The following is a 17084-nucleotide window of genomic DNA, read 5'->3' on the forward strand; positions in this document are numbered from 1 at the left end:
CCCCACTCCGGAAGGTCTTCTCACCCATGTCGCGCGACACCGCGCGACGAGGGCTGCTCGTGCGCGCACTCATAGCGCTCGGGGTCCTCGTCGCATCCGCTTTCCTGCTGCTCACTACGGATCCCCGCCTCGGCCTCGACCTGCGCGGCGGAACCCAGATCGTCCTCGAAGCCAAGGGCGATGCCGACGCCGCCGACCGTTCACTGGAGGTGTTGAGGCGTCGTGTGGACGCTCTGGGCGTCGCCGAACCGGTGATCGCCCGCTCCGGCGAGAACCGCATCGTCGTCGAACTGCCCGGCGTCCAGGACCCGCAGGAGGCCGTGAAGGTCCTCGGCCAGACCGCGCAGCTCACCGTGCAGCGGGGCGGCCAGACCGTCATGACCGGTGAGGGCATCTCCGATGCCCAGTCCGCGCGCAACCCGCAGGGCGCGGGTTTCGTGGTCAACATCCAGTTCCAGGGCGACGCCCCGGCGAAGTGGCAGAAGGTGACCGGCGAGGCGGCGTGCGAGCCGTCCGGCACCCCCGGCCGGCAGATCGCGTTCGTGCTGGACGGCAAGCCGATCTCGTCCCCCGAGGTCAGCCTCGACACGCCCTGCGGCGCCGGTCAGGCGGGTGGCTCGACCACGATCACCGGCCGGTTCTCCCAGGCGGAGGCCAAGGAGCTCGCGCTGGTCGTCCGTTCCGGCGCGCTGCCCGTGCCCGTCGAGGTGATCGAACAGCGCACCGTCGGCGCGACCCTGGGCGCCGAGGCCATCGAGGCCAGCGCCCAGGCCGCGATCATCGGCATCGCCCTGACCTCGCTGTTCCTGATGGTCGCCTACCGGCTGGCCGGGTTCCTGGCCGTGGTCGCACTGGTCGGCTACGCGGGCGTCGCGTACGCCGAGCTGCTGGCGGTGGGGGCGACGCTGACCTTGCCGGGCCTGGCCGGCTTCGTGCTGGCGATCGGCATGGCGGTCGACGCGAACGTCCTGATCTTCGAACGGGCGCGCGAGGAGTACGCCAGGAAACCCAATCTCCGCCGCGCCTCGGAGAGCGGCTTCCGCGGCGCCCTGAGCGCGATCGCCGACTCGAACGTGACGACCCTGCTGGCAGCCGGTCTGCTGTTCTGGCTGGCCACGGGCCCGGTCCGCGGCTTCGGCGTCACCCTGACCATCGGTGTGCTGGCCTCGATGTTCAGCGCACTAGTGCTCTCCCGCGTGCTCGTGGTGTGGGCCCTCGGCACCCGGTTCGTCACCAAGCGCCCTCGTCTGAGCGGCCTGCACACGCTCGGTTTCGTCCGCCAGCGCCTGTCCGTCGTGCTGTACCGCCGCCCGTCGTTGTGGCTGATCAGCGCCGGTGCCGTGGTGCTCGTGGCCGTCGCGGGTCTCTTCGCGCGGGGCCTGAACCTGGGCGTCGAGTTCACCGGCGGCCGCATGCTCGACTTCGCCGCGGGCGGCCCCGTGGACTCAGGCCGGGTGCGCACCGCCCTGGCCGACGCGGGCTTCTCCGACGTGGTCGTCTCGTCGTCGGGCAACGAGGTCTCCCTGCGCACCGCCCCGATCGACGACGCCACCTCCGCCCGCCTGGGCGAGGTCGTCTCCTCGGCCGTCGACGGCGGCGCCCGCCAGTCCAGCAACGAGCTCATCGGCCCGTCGCTGTCCTCGGAACTGCGCCGCAACGCCGTGATCGGCCTCGCCATCGCCGTGGCGGCCCAGCTGGGCTACCTGGCCGTGCGCTTCGACTGGCGCCTCGGCCTCGCCACGGTCGCCGCGCTGCTCAGCGACGTCCTCGTGCTCATCGGCGTGTTCGCGTGGATGGGCAAGACGGCCGACGGCGTGTTCCTGGCGGCCCTGCTGACCGTGATCGGCTACTCGGTCAACGACTCGGTCGTCGTCTTCGACCGCCTCCGCGAACTGCGCGGCTCGCGCCTGAAGGCCTCGTACCCCGACGTGGTGTCGGACGCGGTCGTGCAAACCGTGCCCCGCACCGTGAACACCGGCCTCGGCGTGCTCTTCGTCCTCTCGGCGTTGCTGGTGCTCGGCGACGGCTCCCTGGCCAACTTCGCGATCGCACTGCTGATCGGCCTCGTCGCCGGCACGGCGTCCACAGTGGTCACCGCCGCACCGATCGCGATCTGGCTGGAATCCCGCTGGCCCAGGCGAGCGGTTTCGAAGAAGCGTCCGGTGGGGGCGCACGCCTAGCGTTCTGCGCATGATCACTCATGTGCACTCCACCACCATCAACGTCCGCAATCTCGACGAGGCCGCGGCCTTCTACGTGGACGTGCTGGGCTGGGAGAAGCGGCAGGACAGCAACGAGGCGGGCATGCGCTGGCTGACCGTCGCTCCTCCCGGCGCCCAGACGGCGTTCGCGCTGTCGCTGGCGGACGCGCCCAACGTGTCGTTCGCGATGGGCTGCGGGATCTCGCTGATCACGGACGACATCGACGGCGACGTCGCTCGGCTCGTGGGGGAGGGGGTGACGGTGAAGGGGGAGCCGGAGACCATGCCGTGGGGTGATCGGGCCACCTGGTTCAGCGATCCTTTCGGCAACGAGTTCTTCCTTGTGCAGCTCGCTTCGTAGCAAAGTAGGCGGCATGACGTCCTTCGCCGCGTACCAGAACGAGATCTACCTGCAGGGGCTCGGTGGCGCCGTGCCGCCGTTCACCACCGACCCGGACGCGCTGGAGCAGTCCGCGCGCGACAGGCTGGGACCGGGCCCGTTCTGGTACGTGGCGGGCGGCGCGGGTTCGGGCGCCACCGTGCGGGCGAACCGCGAGGCGTTCGACCGGGTGCGGATCGTGCCGCGCATGCTGACCAACGCCACCGAGCGGCATCTGGGTGTGTCGGTCCTCGGCACGGAGCTGCCGGCGCCGATCATGCTCGCACCCGTTGGCGTGCAGTCGATCCTGCACCCGGACGGTGAGCTGGCGACCGCGCGGGCCGCCGCCGAGCTCGGCGTGCCGATGGTGTTGTCGACCGCCTCCTCGCACACCATCGAGGAGGTCGCCGAAGCGTCCGGCGACGGGCCGCGCTGGTACCAGCTCTACTGGCCGAACGACCCCGACGTGTGTGCGTCGTTGCTGGACCGGGCGCGCAAGGCCGGCTACACGGCGCTGGTCGTCACCTTGGACACGTGGACGCTGGCGTGGCGGCCGCACGACCTGGACCAGGCCTACCTGCCGTTCCTGCGCGCGGTCGGCACGGCGATTCCGTTCAGCGACCCGGTTTTCCGCGCCGGGCTGGAGAAGTCGCCCGAGGAGGACCTGCCGATGGCGATCCTGCGGTGGGTGCAGCTGTTCACCGGCACCGACAAGTCGTGGGACCAGCTGGCGTTCCTGCGCGAGCACTGGGACGGACCGATCGTCCTGAAAGGAATCCAGCACCCCGACGACGCGCGCAAGGCCGTCGAGTACGGAATGGACGGTGTCGTCGTCTCGAACCACGGCGGCCGTCAGGTCGACGGTGCCGTCGGATCGCTGGACGTGCTGCCCGCCGTCGTCGAGGCGGTGGGGGAGCAGGTCGACGTGCTGTTCGACTCCGGGATCCGCACCGGCGCCGACATCGTGAAGGCGCTGGCGCTGGGGGCGAAGGCCGTGATGGTCGGACGGCCCTTCGCGTACGGGCTGGCGCACGGCGGCCAGGTCGGCGTCCGGCACGTGCTGCGAAGCCTGCTCGCGGACTTCGACCTGACGCTCGGGCTGTCGGGTCACCGCAGCCCCGCCGACCTGGGGCCGGACGCGCTGCGGTTCTCCTGAACGGCGTCGGCCGGGTCGCAGCGGCTGCGACCCGGCCGACGTGGCGTTCGTTCTCCTACGGCATCGTCGCGGTCATCCGCGTCAGCGTGCCGAAGTCGGCCGGCTGCACCCGCAGCCAGCCGTCGCTCTGGGCCGCGAGGTACCGCCCGCTCGGCGTGTCGATGAACGTCAGCGGGTTCGCGCAACGCTGCTTGCGGCCCAGGTGGTCGCGCTTGGCCGAGAAGACCTGACCGCCGCCGGTGCGCGGCTGGCTCATGATCTCGTTGAGCTGCGCGACGAGCTGGTCGTTCGGCGTGCTCGTCGGCCTGCTCTGCTGCAGGAACGAGCCGGTGTCCTCGTAGGACGGCTGCCGCTTCTGCCGCAGCGCCTCCTCGGGCACCGTGATCGGGTTGCCCCGGCCCGCCGGCGTGGGCGGCAAAGCGCCGACCAACGCCTGCGGCGCCTCCTCCGCCCGCACCGGTTCGAGCACGAACTGCTGGTCCGGCGTGAGCACGATCCGCAGAGCGTCCTGGCCGTTCGACACGACCAGCACGCTCTGCTGAGGGCCGTCCTTCAGGCTGAAGAACGCCCAGTACTCCACGCCGGCCTCGACCACGAGCCGCAGCGCGTTGGTCAGATCCGGGTGGATCTGCCCGCCGCGCGCGAGCCCGTACTGCTCGAGCTGCGCCCACGCCGACCGCTGCAACTGTTCGAGCTCGCTCACGTCACCCGACTCGAGGCGTCCCTCGTCGAAGTCGACCTCAGCCAGCAGCGCACGGTGCATCGTCGGCAGGCCCGCGGCCTGCCACGCCTGATAAAGCGCCGTGACAGGGATGGCGACCCTGCTCCGCAGCACGTTTCCCCCTTATCCGCCGATGACCGGCGGAGCGACCATCGTTCCGTCGCCGAAGATGTCTTCGGTCTCCTGCAGGTACGACGCGGACTTGTGCTCCGCGTCCTCCGCACCTTCACCACGACCGCCACCGGCGCCCATACCTCCGGCACCCATGCCCGCCGCACCACCACGACCGGCGGCACCCGCGGCGCCGGCACCGGACGGCCCGAAGCCACCAGCGCCACCACGGCCGTCACCGGCGACACCGGCCGCGCCACCGAAGCCGCCGCCCATACCGCCAGGTCCACCCATGCCCTTGGCCGCCGCGGCGCCACCGAGACCGCCAGCACCGGGCCCGCCGAGGCCGCCACCGCCGCCGCCACCACGACCGCCGCCGGCACCACCACCGGCACCGCCGCCGGGGCCGTTGAGCCCGCCGGGACGGTTGCGCGGGTTGTTGGGGTCGAGCGGACCGCCGGGCCTGCGCGGGTTGTTGGGATCCAGCGGACCGCCGGGCCTGCGCGGGTCGTTCGGGTTGTACATGCCGTCCGGCGGCAAGGTCGGAACGCCGATGTCGGGCCGCGGGCGGCCGATGTCGGTGGGCGGAGGAGTGAACCGGGGGTCGTCGACGCCGGCCTTGCCGGTGTCGTCCCCACCGCCGGTGCCCGGCGGCTTCACGCCGGACAGGTCCGTGCCGTCCTGGCTGCCACCGATGCGGTCGCCGCTGCCGGGGGGAGGGTTGCTGCCGATCGGCGGCGGGTTCTTGCCGTTGGGACCGACCTCGTCGATCCGGTAGTCGCCGCCTGTTCCCTCTTGGACGCTTCCCTCCGTGGCGGTGGGCGCGATGAACGTCGGCTGGTTGTCCATGGTCGCGTTGACAGCACCGGCGTACTGGTTGAACGCCCGGACGTTCTGCTCGCTGACCTGCTGGTTCTTCTCCAGCGCCTTGTCGTAGTCCGTGTCCCACGGACGCAAGTCGTTCAAGAACGGCTTGTCGGGGACGGATGGCGGCATGGACATCGAGTTCTTGGCGTCGGCGTACGCGCTGCCGACGGTGTCGGCGGTCGTGCTTGCCTGAGTAGCCGAATCGCCAGTGACCGTGGCCCACGTCGCAAGCGGTGAGGTCCCACCACGCGCCGCGTCACCGGCAGAGCCTTCCCAAGCTGCACCGGAATCACGCACGGCCTTCTCGATCAGCTGGGCGACGTCGCCGTGGCCGCTCGAGAGACCACGCCAGCCCTCCGAGGTCAGCGAGGTGCTCTGGCCGGGTCCCTTGCCATTCTCGAACCACTTGTAGATCGTTTCGCCACCCGCGAAGGGAAGAAGGGCGAAACCAGCGATGTTCGGCTCATCCCCAGGCATCTAGCTATCCCTTCAGGTTTGTGATGATCAGCTGCGCGACCCGCTCGGTCTCGGGGCACGGCTTCTTCGTCGCGCGCTCGTCCGCGGCTCCGGCGATCTGCACCGTGACCGAATCGGTCTTGGAGACCTGGATCGAGGTCAGGCAGTACATCGCTCCGTCGGTGCCGTCGGAGCTGACGACCCGCACGCCATCGATCTGCTTGTCGACGAACACGGGGTTTTGCTTGGCCTGCCCGACCATGCCCTCGAAGTCCTTGTTTTCGGTCACGCTGACGTCGTAGCCGGAATTCTTGATCGGGTCAGCTCCGTCCCAGACGCACACCGGACCGAGCGCCTTGGTCTCCACCACGCCCTGCTTGACGGAACCGAGCGTCGCCACCTGATCGGGCTTCAGGATGGAGCACGGGTTGCTGACGTACTTCGCGATGCTGAGGCCTGACGGCGACTCATCGGACGTCGGCGTGCTGCTCGTCTGCCCACCGGTCCCGCTAGGAGTGGTGGGGGTTCCGCCGGTCGAGTTGCCCGTGCAGCCCACCAGCGCACCGAACGTGAGCACGGCGGTGAGCAGAGCAGTCATGCGCTTCAAGATCGTGTCAGCCCTTCATCGCGGTCTTCGCCGCTTCGTCGGTGGCCCGGTACTCGGCGAGGGCCTTCTCGATGTTCTTGATGGTCTGTTCCAGCGCCTTCTGGGCCTGCTCGTTCGCCCACAGGTATCCGCCAGGCTCGCTACCTGCGGTCTTGCGCATCGCGAAGGTGGCCAAGCCGCTGTAGGGGTCAGGGCCGGGGGCGCCGGCGGACTGGAGCTTGGCGGCGTCCTTCCGCAGGTCCAACAGCTTCTGGAGGGCTTCTTTCAAGCCGTCGATCATCTTCTGGGCCTGGTCCGGGTCGACGCTGAACTTCGCGACTCCGCCACCGCCCGCACCCGCCGCGGCTCCGGCAGCACCTGCTGCCGCACCGATGGCAGCTCCGGCAGCCTTCACGGGTACGAGTGCGTCGAACATCAGCATCCTGGCCAGCTCCCCTCAGAACTCCACACCCCTGTTGGAGGATTTTCGCATAGGACCGGTTCCCGATGGAGCCGATCGAATCAGCTGATCAGGTCACATGGCCGATTCGTTCAAGACCCCGCACCGCGACCGGCCTAGGTTCGGGGACATGATCGAGCAAGCGAGGACCTTCCTCTGGCACAACGCCCGCACGCTGGAACAACGCTGGTTCGAGCACGCCTTCCGCGGTGGAAGCGCCGAGCACGTGGTCCAGGCGGTGCTGGCCTACCGCAACGACGACGGCGGGTACGGCTACGGGCTCGAACCCGACCACCGCGGCCCTACCAGCCAGCCGCTGCACGCCCTGCGCGCGCTGCAGATGTTCGGCGAGGTCAACGCCCCCGAACACGCTGAATCGATCCTGGCCTGGCTGACCGGCACCTGTCCGGACGGCAGTGTGCCGTTCGGCATGTCCACCTCGAAGGACCATCCCAAGGCACCGTGGGTCGCCGCCGACGACGAGGGCGGCCTCCTCCTGACCGCCCAGATCGCCGCCGCCCTCCACGCGCTCGGCGCAGCAGACCCGTGGCTCGACAAGGCCACCGGCTACTGCTGGCAGGAGATCGAGAAGCTGGAGAACACCCACCCGTACGAGCTGCGAGCTGCGGTGATGTTCCTCGACGAGGTGCCGGACCGGGCCCGCGCCGAACTGGCCGCCGAGAAGCTCAGGCACCTCAAGCCGAGCACCGAGGGCTATGCCGACGGCGAAGGTCTGGAACTGCACATCTACGCACCGAAGCCCTCCAGCCTCGCCCGCGCGTGGTTCACCGACGAGGAGTTCGGCCAGGACCTCGACGAACTGCAGAACGGTCAGCAGGAGGACGGCGGCTGGAACTTCGCCTTTCCCGCCTTCACGCCGATCGTGGACTTCGAATGGCGTTCCATCGCCACGGTCGACGCACTGCTGACCCTGCGCCGCTACGGCCGGATCAGCTGACCCAGGGGCACGCCGGCCAGCGCACGCACTTCGCGGGCCAGGTGCGCCTGGTCCGCGTAGCCCGCTTCGAACGCCACGGCCGAGAACGGCACGCCCTTCCAAGCCAGCCGCAGCGCCGCGTCGAACCGCAGCACCCGTTGCAACACCTTGGGCGGGTAGCCGAACGCGTCCAGGCACCGGCGCCGCAGCTGACGTGCGCTCAGCCCGATCTCCCACGCGACCGCGCCGACGTCACCGGACCGCAGCAACGACGCGGTGGCGGCCAGAGCGGGATCCACGGCCACCCGTGAAGCGCAGAACGACACCATGTCCGAGAAGGAGTCGAGACGGGCCGAGGGAACCAGCTCGGACAACGGCACCCGCAGGTCCCGGACGGCGTGCGCGGGCACCCCGAACACCGACGGGAACGCACCGGGTGGCAACCGCACTCCGTACAACGTGCCGGGAGCGACCGTGGCGAGCTGGGCCGAAGTGTCCGGACCGGCCACGAACAGCGCACCGGACGCAGGCGCCCACATCAGGTCCGTGCACCCGTCCGGCACCACGCGCTGCACGGCCGGCGACGACACCGTGCGCGTCCAGAGGCAAGCCAGACCCGCGGGAGCGGGACGTTCGGCGTACACGAGCCGACCGTACCTGCTCGGCGGCAACAGAAAACGGGCCCGGTCACGTGACCGGGCCCGTTCTCGAGTGGACGATACTGGGATTGAACCAGTGACCCCTACCGTGTCAAGGTAGTGCTCTCCCGCTGAGCTAATCATCCGCGTGTTGCGGATGCCATCTTAGCGGACGAGCGCAGCGGGCCGCGAACCCAGGGGTCAGGTCCCGAACTTCACCCAGTTCAAGCTGACGTAAGGCGCGGGCTGGCCGCTTGTGAACGTCACGTACACGTCGTGGGTCCCCGAGATGTTCGAGATGTTCGCGGGGATCGTTCTCCACGCGTCCCAGCCACCCGTGTTGCCCACCGCGAACGATCCGACCGGCGTGGCCGTGCGCGACCCGAGCCGCACCTCGACCAGTCCGCTCACGCCGCCTGCGGCTCCGGAGGCCACGCGGGCGTAGAACTGCCGGGCGGGTCCGGTGCCGAAGTTGACGCCGGAGAACTTCACGAAGCCGCCGTTCGCGATCTGGTGCACGCCCGAACCGCCGTCACCGGGTGCCACCGAACCGCCGGACCGCTCGGAAGCGTTCTCCGCCTGCAGTTCGCTGTACGCGGAACCCCCGCCGCCGGGGTTCGACGTCGTGGTCGTAGTGGTGGTGGTTGTCGGGGTGGTGCCGCCAGCCGAGTAGACGGCCACGTAGTCCACGACCATCGAGTGCCCGGACTGGGTGGCCGCGACAGGGGTCGGCTGGTTGTTGTTCAGCGCGTTCGGGAACGCGCCGCCCATCGCGAGGTTGAGCAGGATGAAGTGCCCCGCGTGCGACGTCATCGCGTTCCAGACGTTGACGCCGACACGAGCCTGCGTCACCTGGTGGAAGGCCTGGCCGTCGACGAACCACGTGAACGTCTTCGCGGCGTCGTCCCACTCGAAGCGGTAGGTGTGGAAGGCGGACTGGCAGGACGCGCCGGGGCACGTCCGCGAGTTGCCGATGCCGGTGAACTCGCCGCAGGCACCGCCGGGAGCGACGTCGCAGTGCAGCACACCCCAGACGGAGTTGATGCCGTTGACGTTCTCCATGATGTCGAACTCGCCGATGCCCGGCCAGTTCCAGTAGTTGCCGCGGTACGGCGCGCCGAGGGTCCAGAACGCGGGCCAGTAGCCCAGGGCGGCCTCTCCCGTGACGTTCGGCATCTGGATGCGGCCCTCGATGGCGAGCTTGCCGCCGGCCGCCGGCTTGAAGTTCGAGCGCTGGGTCTCGATCCGCGCCGACGTCCAGTTGCCCCCGCCGTCCTTCAGGGCGGTGATGCGCAGGTTGCCGTTGCCGTCGAGCTTGAGGTTGTTCGTGCTGTTCGTGTAGTTCTGGATCTCGCCCGTACCCCAGTTGGCAGGTCCGCCGGGGTAACCGTGGCCGGTGTCGATGATCCAGTTGGCGCTCGACGGCAGCGATCCGTTCGAACCGTTGAAGTCGTCACCCCACACCTGCGTCCATCCCGGGGCAGGGGGTGGGATAGCGGCGTTGGCGGACATGGCGACGATCGCCAGGGGTACCGCGGCAATAAGAGCTGTCGTGGCCGCGAAGATGCGGCGGCGTTGCCTCATGCGCGAGTGACCTCCTTGTCACGGGTGCAGTCCATTTATGAGAGCGCTCTCACGGCGTAAGAGCAATCGCCCGTTCGGACCAACGGGCCGGAGTGCACCGTCTCGTTTGGACTTATTTCGCGTCGGCGTAGCAGGTCACGGGCACCGCGTTCATCGGGAAGCGCACCGATGTCTCGCCGAACAGCAGCCGGGTCGCCTCGCGCCCGGCCGCGGCGATCGCCTCGACCACGGCGTCGGCATCGGCACGCGGGCAGTGCACGAGCACCTCGTCGTGCTGGAAGAACACGAGGTGCGCGTCGGCGGGGAGCCTGGTGCGCAGCACGCCCAGCAACGCCGCCGTCCAGTCCGCCGCGCTGCCCTGCACCACGAAGTTGCGGGTGAACCGCCCCCAGTTGCGCGCCGCCTGCCGCGACGAGCTCGACGACTCCCCGGAGTCGTCGGCGCCCCCGGTCAGCTCCTGCCACGCTGCTGACGGCGTCGGCGACGTGCGGCCCAGCCGCGTGCGCACCATCCGGCCCTGCTCACCGGCTCGGGCGGCGTCCTCCACGTACCCGACCGCGACCGGGAACCTCTTGCGCAGCACGGCGAGCAGCGGACCGGCCTCACCGGACGTGCCGCCGTACATCGCCGACAGCATCGCGATCTTCGCGCGCGACCGCTCGCCCTTGAACGAGTCCTGCGCCAGTGCCGCGTAGAGGTCGTCGTCCCCGCAGACCTCGGTCAGCCGCGGATCTCCTGACAGGGCAGCGAGAATCCGCGGTTCGAGCTGCGACGCGTCCGCCGCGACGAGGCACCAGCCGTCGTCGGCGATCACCGCCTGCCGCATCAGCCGCGGGATCTGCAACGCGGCTCCGCCTCGCGACGCCCACCGCCCGGTGACGACGCCACCGACGACGTAGTCCGGCCGGAACCGCCCGTCCTCGACCCACGTGTCGAGCCACGACCAGCCGTGCGCCACCCACAGCCGCGCGCGCTCTTTGTAGTCCAGCAACGGTTTCACCGCGGGGTGGTCGACCTTCTTCAACACCCACCGCCGTGCGGACGGCACCTCGATGCCCGCCCGTGCGAACGCGCGGACGATGCTGGCCGGCGCGTCCGGGTTCATCTCCCGGCCACCGAACGCCTCCTGGATCTCGTCCGCCAGGTCCTGCAACAACTTCGGCCGCTGACCGGGTGCCGGACGCGGCCCGAGGACCTCCTCCAGCAACCTGGTGTGCACGTCCTCCCGCCACGGCAGCCCGTGGTGCGTCATCTCCGCGGCCACCAGCGCCGACGCCGACTCCGCCGCGATCAGCAGCCCCAGCGCCGGATTCCGTTGCTGTGCGCGGAAAACCATCGACAACGCGGCGAGCGGGTCGGTGTCGCCCGGCAGCACCACCGGATCCGGCCCGAACAACGTCAGCGCGTCGTCCTTCTTGGGCGGCCCGACGTCGGCCGGCGCGGGCAGCCCGAGCACCCGCGCCAACGCCCCCGCGAGCTCCTTCGGCTCGCGGTGCCGGCCCTCCGCGCCGAGCAGCAACGCCTCGGTCAGGTGCAGGTCCCAGCACCGGTCGACCCGCACCCCGGCGGCCAGCAGCACCGGATAGACCTCGGACGTGTCCGCCCAGACCCAGCGCGGTCTGTGGGCGCGCTCCAGCGACGCGACGGCGGCGGCCGGCGACGAAGCCGTCATCGCGGGACCCGCCGGAGTCCCGTCGTCGTGCAGCTTCTGCCACCGGCCGGCGCCGTCAGCGTCGAGGACGAGGGCGACCAGCACAGTCAGATTGTGCCGGGGAGGTCTGACAATTTCAGTCCAGGGTGAAACCGACGCCGTCGCACGTAGCTGGTGGACCTTCTCCAAGCCAGTAGACGTTGAGGTGAAGGAAAATCGGGAAAAGGCCACGATGGTGTGGTCTTCCTACCCCTCGGCTGACCGGCGACCGACTATGTGACGGTGGACCGAGCACTCAGCGTTGCCGCATTGCTGGATCCCACCCGGCAGGTGGTCCCCTTTCACGGCAGAGAATCCGAGCTGCACACACTGACGCTGTGGCGCGACAGCCCCGCGCTACAGGCGTCCCTGTTGTTGTACGCCCCGGCGGGCGCGGGCAAGACCAGGCTGCTCCAGCAGTTCCAGGAGGAGTGCTGGGACGACGCCGAGCACGGCAGGCTGCTGGTGATCGACGACGCCGACCGGCTCCGCTGGCAGGACGTCTTCCTGCTGCTGCAGGACACGCTGCGGCACGGACCGGCGCGCACGCGGGTGCTGCTCGCGGCGAGGATCACGGGCTGGTGGTGGTCCTCCACCCGTCAGCGCATCGCGGACTTCGACCACGAGGTCATGGCGGTCGAGCTCGCCGCGACGCTCGACGACCGCGAGGAGTCGTTCACGCTCGCCTGCCAGCACTTCGCCAAGGAGCTCGACGTCACGGCCCCGGACGAGCCACCGCCCAACATCGCCCAGGAGACCGTCCTCGACCTGCACATGGCCGCGCTGACCGCAGTGCACGGCGATCCGTGCGACGTGAACCGCACCCAGCTCGTCCGGCAGCTCCTCAAGCGCGACACCGGCCGCAAGACCGGCCGCATCGCCGAGGACTACCTGGCGGTCGCCACCCCGGACACCCCGGATCCGGACCTGCTGGCACGCGCCGCGCAGCGCTGGCCGGCACTGAGGCCACGCCTCGACGAGCTGATCACGGGCAACCCGAAGATCGTGCGCGACATGGCCCGCGACAGCCTCCGCATCGCCGCGGAGATCGGGTCCACCGCCACCGTGGAGGCCATCGCCCGCCAGGTCTTCCGCGACGAGCGGTTCGCCACCGACGCGATCCCGTCGATCCTCACCCGCCGGCTGCTCGAGCGCGCCGACGACGTCCTCGAACGCGCCGAGATGTACGGGATGCTGAGCGCCCGCACGATGCTGTGCGGCCTGCGCCAGGAGTCCGTCGAGGCCTCCCAGGCCGAGGTCGGGTGCTACCGCGAGCTCGTGGCGCGCGACCGGGAGAACCGGCCGCTGCTCGCGGACGCGCTGGGGGACCTGGCGCTCAGGCTCATCAACGCCCAGCGCAACGACGAGGTGCTCGCCGTCTCCGAGGAGGCGATCGACCTCTGGCGCGAGATCGCGGAGGACGACCCGGAGACCATCCCGCAACTCGCGTCCGCGCTGGAGCAGATCAGCTACCGCTACCAGACGCTCGGCCGCGACGAGGACGCGACGACCGCCATCAGCCGCGCCACGCTGCTCTTCCAGGAGCTCGCGAACAACCACCCGGCGCTCTTCCGCGCCGACTTCGCGAGGGTCGCCGCCGTGATGGCCCGCCGCTTCCACTTCGAGGGCAACAGGCAGCACGCGGCCGACTCGATGCAGCTCTCCATCGCGAACTGGAGGGTGGTCGCGCAGGAGGACCCGCGCTTCGAACCCGAGCTCGCCCGCAACCTCGTCACGGCCGGCGTCATGTTCCTGGACCTGGACAGGGCCGAGGCCGCCAGCGAGACGTTGAAGGAGGCCGTGGACCTGTTCCGCCGTCTCGCCGTCGCCCACCCGGAGACGTTCGGCAGCGAACTCGCCGACGCGCTGACGCGGCGCAGCCAGGCGTTGCTGGAGCTGGCCGACGACATCGACGCCGCGCTCACCGCGCGCGAGGCCGTCATGCTCTGGCGCGAGACGGGGGACCGCAAGGGCCTGGGCGCCGCACTGCTCAACGTCGCCAAGGTCGTGGGTGACGTCGGCGCGGCCGAGGAGGCCGTCGAGGTGTACCGGGAACTGGTCGCCGAGGACCTCGTCTCGAACCAGGCGGGCCTCGTGATCGCCCTCGCGACGCTGGTCGAGCAGCAGCTCCTGCACGGCCAGGACGGTCAGGCGATGACCACGGCCGACGAGTGCCTCGACCTCTGCCACCGCCTGCCGTCGCAGCTCGTCGAGTTCTTCGGCGCGAAGCTGGCGCCACCGCTGCAGAACACGGCCCGCGCACTGTCCGATGCGGACCACCACGTCCGCGCGGTGGGGCTGTCCGAGTTCACGGTCGAGATCTGCCGGGCGCTGCGGTCGAGGACAGCGGCCACCGTCTACCTCTCGGCCCTGCAACGGCACGTGTGCAGACTCCGTGCCGCGGAACGCAAAGAAGAGGCGCGCAACACCGCGCACATCGCGATCGTGCTGTGGCACATGGCGGGACTCGACCTCGACGTCAGCGCCGACTACGCCGACGCGGTGACGATCTACGGCCGGCTCTGCGCCGAGACGAGGTACGAGACGGAGAAAGCACTCCGGCTCACCCGCCACGCGGTCGAAATCCTCCGCGGGGCAGGTGAGCCGGTGAAGTTGCAGTTCGCGCTGGAAACGGCCGAGGAACTCAGCTCTTGGTGAGCAGCGAGCGTGCGAAGAACGCCACGTTGGCCGGACGCTCCGCGAGACGGCGCATGAAGTAGCCGTACCACTCGTCACCGTACGGCAGGTACACGCGCATGCGGTTGCCCTCGGCGGCGATGCGGCGCTGCTCCTCGGGCCGGATGCCGTACAGCATCTGGAACTCGTAGGAGTCCTTGGAGCGCGCGGACGCCAGGTCGGCGGCGATCGCGATCAGGCGCGGGTCGTGCGAGGCCACCATCGGGTAGCCGTCGCCCTCCATGAGGATCTTCAGGCAGCGCACGTACGACAGGTCGACGTCGTGCTTGTCCTGGTACGCAACGGAAGCAGGCTCCTGGTACGCGCCCTTGCACAGGCGCACGCGCGAACCGGCGTACGCCAGGTCACGGCAGTCCTGCTCGGTGCGCTTCAAGTACGCCTGCAGCACCGCGCCCACCCACGGGAAGTCCACCCGCAGCTCCCGCAGGATGCCCAGCGTGGAGTCCGTGGTGGTGTGGTCCTCCATGTCCAGCGTCACGGTCGTGCCGACGACGGCGGCCGCCGTGCAGATGCGCCGTGCGTTCTCCAGCGCGATCTTCTCGCCGTCGATCGCCAGTGACTGGCCGACGGCCGACAGCTTGACCGACACCTCGGCGCCCTGAGTGAGCCCCTGCGACTCCAGCCTCGACAGCAGCGTCAGGTACGCCTCGACGGTGGCGTTGGCCTGCGACTCCTCGAAGGTGTCCTCGCCGAGGTGGTCGAGCGTGACCAGACGACCGTCCGCGAGCACCTCGGCGGTCGCGCGGATCGCGGAGGAGACGTCGGCACCGGCGACGAACCGCTCGACGACGGGCCGGGTCAGCGGTGTCGACTCGACGAGCTTGCGCGCACCGGCACTCCGGGACGCAGCGAGCAGCACACTACGCATGATCACTTCCTCGGGTGAGGTCGATGAGGGGAGCTTTCATCAACTTGTGGTTGATGAAAGCTCCCCTCATCAATTTCGGGCTTGGGTATCAGCCCTGGTGCGGGTGGAGGTGGGAGGTGGGCGCCGCGAAGGTCTCCTTGATGGAGCGCGGGCTGACCCAGCGGAGCAGGTTGTGGACCGACCCCGCCTTGTCGTTCGTGCCGGACGCGCGACCGCCGCCGAACGGCTGCTGGCCCACGACGGCACCGGTGGGCTTGTCGTTGACGTAGAAGTTGCCGGCGGCGAACCGCAGCTCTTCCTGCGCGTGCGCCACGGCGGCGCGGTCACGGGAGATGATCGAGCCGGTCAGGCCGTAGGGCGCCGCGCTCTCCATCTGCTTGAGCACGGTCAGGTAGTCCGCGTCCTCGAACACGTGGATCGCGAGCACCGGCCCGAAGAACTCGGTGGTGAACACGGAGTTCGTGGGGTCGGCACCGAGCAGCACGGTCGGCCGGACGAAGAAGCCGTCGCTGTCGTCCGCGGTGCCACCGGCGGCGATCTCCAGCGACGAGTCCGCGCGAGCGGCCTGCAGCACGCCCGACAGCTTGTCGAACGAACGGCGGTCGATCACCGCGCCACCGAAGTTCGAGAAGTCGGTGACGTCGCCGTAGGTCAGGGCGTCGACCTCGGCCAGGAACTGGTCGGAGATCTTGTTCCACACCGAGCGCGGCACGTAGGCGCGCGACGCGGCGGAGCACTTCTGGCCCTGGTACTCGAAAGCACCGCGGATCAGGGCGACGCGCAGCACGTCCGGGTCGGCCGACGGGTGCGCCAGGATGAAGTCCTTGCCACCGGTCTCGCCGACGATGCGCGGGTACGAGCGGTAGTTCGCGATGTTCGAGCCGACCTGCGCCCACAGCTTCTGGAACGTCGCGGTGGAGCCGGTGAAGTGGATGCCCGCGAGGTCGGGGGAGTTCAGCGCCACCTCGGACACGGCGAGGCCGTCACCGGGCAGCAGGTTGATGACGCCGGGCGGCATGCCCGCCTCTTCCAGCAGCCGCATGGTGAGGTGCGCGGCGAACGACTGGGTGGGCGACGGCTTCCACAGCACCACGTTGCCCATCAGCGCGGGCGCGGTCGGCAGGTTGCCGGCGATGGCGGTGAAGTTGAACGGCGTGATCGCGTAGACGAAACCCTCGAGCGGACGGTGGTCCGTGCGGTTCCACACGCCGGGGGAGGAGATCGGCTGCTCGGCCAGCAGGTTGCGGGCGAACTGCACGTTGAAGCGCCAGAAGTCGATCAGCTCGCAGGCCGAGTCGATCTCCGCCTGGATCGCGGTCTTCGACTGGCCGAGCATCGTCGCGGCGTTCAGCGTCTGACGCCACGGGCCGGCGAGCAGGTCGGCGGCACGCAGGATGATCACCGCGCGGTCGTCGAACGACATCGCGCGCCACGCCGGAGCGGCCTCGCGGGCGGCCCGCAGCGCGTCGGTCGTGTCCTGCTGGGTCGCGCCGGCCAGCGTGCCGAGGACCGAGCGGTGGTTGTGCGGCTGGACGACGTCGAAACGCTCACCGCCACCCATGCGCTGCTCGCCGCCGATGGTCAGCGTCAGATCGAGCGGCTCCTTCTGCAGCTCGACCAGCTTGGCCTGCAGCTCAGCGCGCTCCGGGGTACCGGGGGCGTACTGCAGGACCGGCTCGTTGACCGGGGCGGGAACCTGGGTGACCGCGTCCACTCGCAACTCCTTATGGGCT

14 protein-coding genes and 1 tRNA gene are annotated in these 17084 nt (G+C 69.9%); 5 read left to right on the forward strand and 10 right to left on the reverse strand.

All coding sequences use genetic code 11. The annotated features are described in order from the left end of the window. Positions 1-26: 26 nt before the first annotated feature. The 3 genes from secD to AB0M48_RS16945 are packed head-to-tail and all read left to right on the forward strand — an operon-like array spanning position 27 to position 3736. Positions 27-2180, forward strand: a complete 2154-nt coding sequence (gene secD / locus AB0M48_RS16935) for a protein translocase subunit SecD (RefSeq protein ID WP_363842203.1) — start codon at positions 27-29, stop codon at positions 2178-2180. 10 nt (positions 2181-2190) lie between these two features. Then, complete coding sequence (locus AB0M48_RS16940; protein WP_363842206.1) at positions 2191-2562, forward strand: VOC family protein; 372 nt, start codon at positions 2191-2193, stop codon at positions 2560-2562. 13 nt (positions 2563-2575) lie between these two features. Next, the gene (locus AB0M48_RS16945; RefSeq protein ID WP_363842209.1) at positions 2576-3736 is read left to right on the forward strand and encodes a lactate 2-monooxygenase; all 1161 of its coding nucleotides are present in this window, start codon (positions 2576-2578) and stop codon (positions 3734-3736) included. Positions 3737-3791: 55 nt separating this feature from the next. Here AB0M48_RS16945 and AB0M48_RS16950 read toward each other — a convergent pair whose 3' ends face one another. Genes AB0M48_RS16950 through AB0M48_RS16965 form a run of 4 tightly spaced genes read right to left on the reverse strand, consistent with a single transcriptional unit; the run spans position 3792 to position 6919 of the window. Continuing rightward, complete coding sequence (locus AB0M48_RS16950; protein WP_363842212.1) at positions 3792-4571, reverse strand: ESX secretion-associated protein EspG; 780 nt, start codon at positions 4569-4571, stop codon at positions 3792-3794. 9 nt (positions 4572-4580) lie between these two features. Next, positions 4581-5912 carry a PPE domain-containing protein gene (locus tag AB0M48_RS16955; RefSeq protein WP_363842216.1) on the reverse strand — a complete coding sequence of 444 codons (1332 nt, stop codon included), beginning with the start codon at positions 5910-5912 and terminating at the stop codon, positions 4581-4583. A gap of 4 nt (positions 5913-5916) precedes the next feature. Next, positions 5917-6489: a DUF3558 domain-containing protein gene (locus tag AB0M48_RS16960; protein WP_363842219.1), complete on the reverse strand. Its 573-nt coding sequence runs from the start codon at positions 6487-6489 to the stop codon at positions 5917-5919. A 16-nt stretch (positions 6490-6505) separates the two neighbouring features. Then, the gene (locus AB0M48_RS16965) at positions 6506-6919 is read right to left on the reverse strand and encodes a hypothetical protein (RefSeq protein WP_363842222.1); all 414 of its coding nucleotides are present in this window, start codon (positions 6917-6919) and stop codon (positions 6506-6508) included. A gap of 148 nt (positions 6920-7067) precedes the next feature. Here AB0M48_RS16965 and AB0M48_RS16970 point away from each other — a divergent pair, with 148 nt between their 5' ends. Continuing rightward, the gene (locus tag AB0M48_RS16970; protein WP_363842225.1) at positions 7068-7895 is read left to right on the forward strand and encodes a hypothetical protein; all 828 of its coding nucleotides are present in this window, start codon (positions 7068-7070) and stop codon (positions 7893-7895) included. On the opposite strand, the gene AB0M48_RS16975 is transcribed toward AB0M48_RS16970, so the two are convergent. The 4 genes from AB0M48_RS16975 to AB0M48_RS16990 form a co-directional block, all read right to left on the reverse strand. Further along, complete coding sequence (locus AB0M48_RS16975; protein WP_363842228.1) at positions 7877-8518, reverse strand: helix-turn-helix domain-containing protein; 642 nt, start codon at positions 8516-8518, stop codon at positions 7877-7879. The genes AB0M48_RS16970 and AB0M48_RS16975 overlap by 19 nt on opposite strands. Before the next feature lie 68 nt (positions 8519-8586). Beyond that, a tRNA-Val gene (locus AB0M48_RS16980) sits at positions 8587-8658 on the reverse strand. 55 nt (positions 8659-8713) lie between these two features. Beyond that, entirely contained in the window at positions 8714-10096 is a 1383-nt protein-coding gene (locus tag AB0M48_RS16985; protein WP_363842231.1) for a carbohydrate-binding protein, read from the reverse strand. A 112-nt stretch (positions 10097-10208) separates the two neighbouring features. Then, positions 10209-11852: a bifunctional 3'-5' exonuclease/DNA polymerase gene (locus AB0M48_RS16990; protein WP_363842234.1), complete on the reverse strand. Its 1644-nt coding sequence runs from the start codon at positions 11850-11852 to the stop codon at positions 10209-10211. 177 nt (positions 11853-12029) lie between these two features. On the opposite strand from AB0M48_RS16990, the gene AB0M48_RS16995 reads away from it, so the two are divergent. Beyond that, the gene (locus AB0M48_RS16995) at positions 12030-14444 is read left to right on the forward strand and encodes a hypothetical protein (protein ID WP_363842237.1); all 2415 of its coding nucleotides are present in this window, start codon (positions 12030-12032) and stop codon (positions 14442-14444) included. Here the strand turns inward: AB0M48_RS16995 and AB0M48_RS17000 are convergent. Both AB0M48_RS17000 and pruA read right to left on the reverse strand, forming a co-directional pair. Then, positions 14431-15354 (reverse strand): proline dehydrogenase family protein, encoded by a 924-nt coding sequence (locus AB0M48_RS17000; protein WP_363842725.1) that lies wholly within the window; start codon positions 15352-15354, stop codon positions 14431-14433. The genes AB0M48_RS16995 and AB0M48_RS17000 overlap by 14 nt on opposite strands. Positions 15355-15439: 85 nt before the next feature. Beyond that, the gene (gene pruA / locus AB0M48_RS17005; RefSeq protein WP_363842240.1) at positions 15440-17065 is read right to left on the reverse strand and encodes an L-glutamate gamma-semialdehyde dehydrogenase; all 1626 of its coding nucleotides are present in this window, start codon (positions 17063-17065) and stop codon (positions 15440-15442) included. Positions 17066-17084: the final 19 nt, after the last annotated feature.

Source organism: Lentzea sp. NPDC051208, from assembly GCF_040682435.1.
GTDB classification, from domain to species: domain Bacteria; phylum Actinomycetota; class Actinomycetes; order Mycobacteriales; family Pseudonocardiaceae; genus Lentzea; species Lentzea kristufekii.

Bases quoted from the DNA above. Each gene is read 5' to 3' on its own strand.
- AB0M48_RS16960 (WP_363842219.1), bottom strand. From the start codon at position 6,489: ATGACTGCTCTGCTCACCGCCGTGCTCACGTTCGGTGCGCTGGTGGGC.
- AB0M48_RS16970 (WP_363842225.1), top strand. From the start codon at position 7,068: ATGATCGAGCAAGCGAGGACCTTCCTCTGGCACAACGCCCGCACGCTG.
- AB0M48_RS16940 (WP_363842206.1), top strand. From the start codon at position 2,191: ATGATCACTCATGTGCACTCCACCACCATCAACGTCCGCAATCTCGAC.
- AB0M48_RS16965 (WP_363842222.1), bottom strand. From the start codon at position 6,919: ATGCTGATGTTCGACGCACTCGTACCCGTGAAGGCTGCCGGAGCTGCC.
- secD (WP_363842203.1), top strand. From the start codon at position 27: ATGTCGCGCGACACCGCGCGACGAGGGCTGCTCGTGCGCGCACTCATA.
- AB0M48_RS16945 (WP_363842209.1), top strand. From the start codon at position 2,576: ATGACGTCCTTCGCCGCGTACCAGAACGAGATCTACCTGCAGGGGCTC.
- AB0M48_RS16985 (WP_363842231.1), bottom strand. From the start codon at position 10,096: ATGAGGCAACGCCGCCGCATCTTCGCGGCCACGACAGCTCTTATTGCC.
- AB0M48_RS16955 (WP_363842216.1), bottom strand. From the start codon at position 5,912: ATGCCTGGGGATGAGCCGAACATCGCTGGTTTCGCCCTTCTTCCCTTC.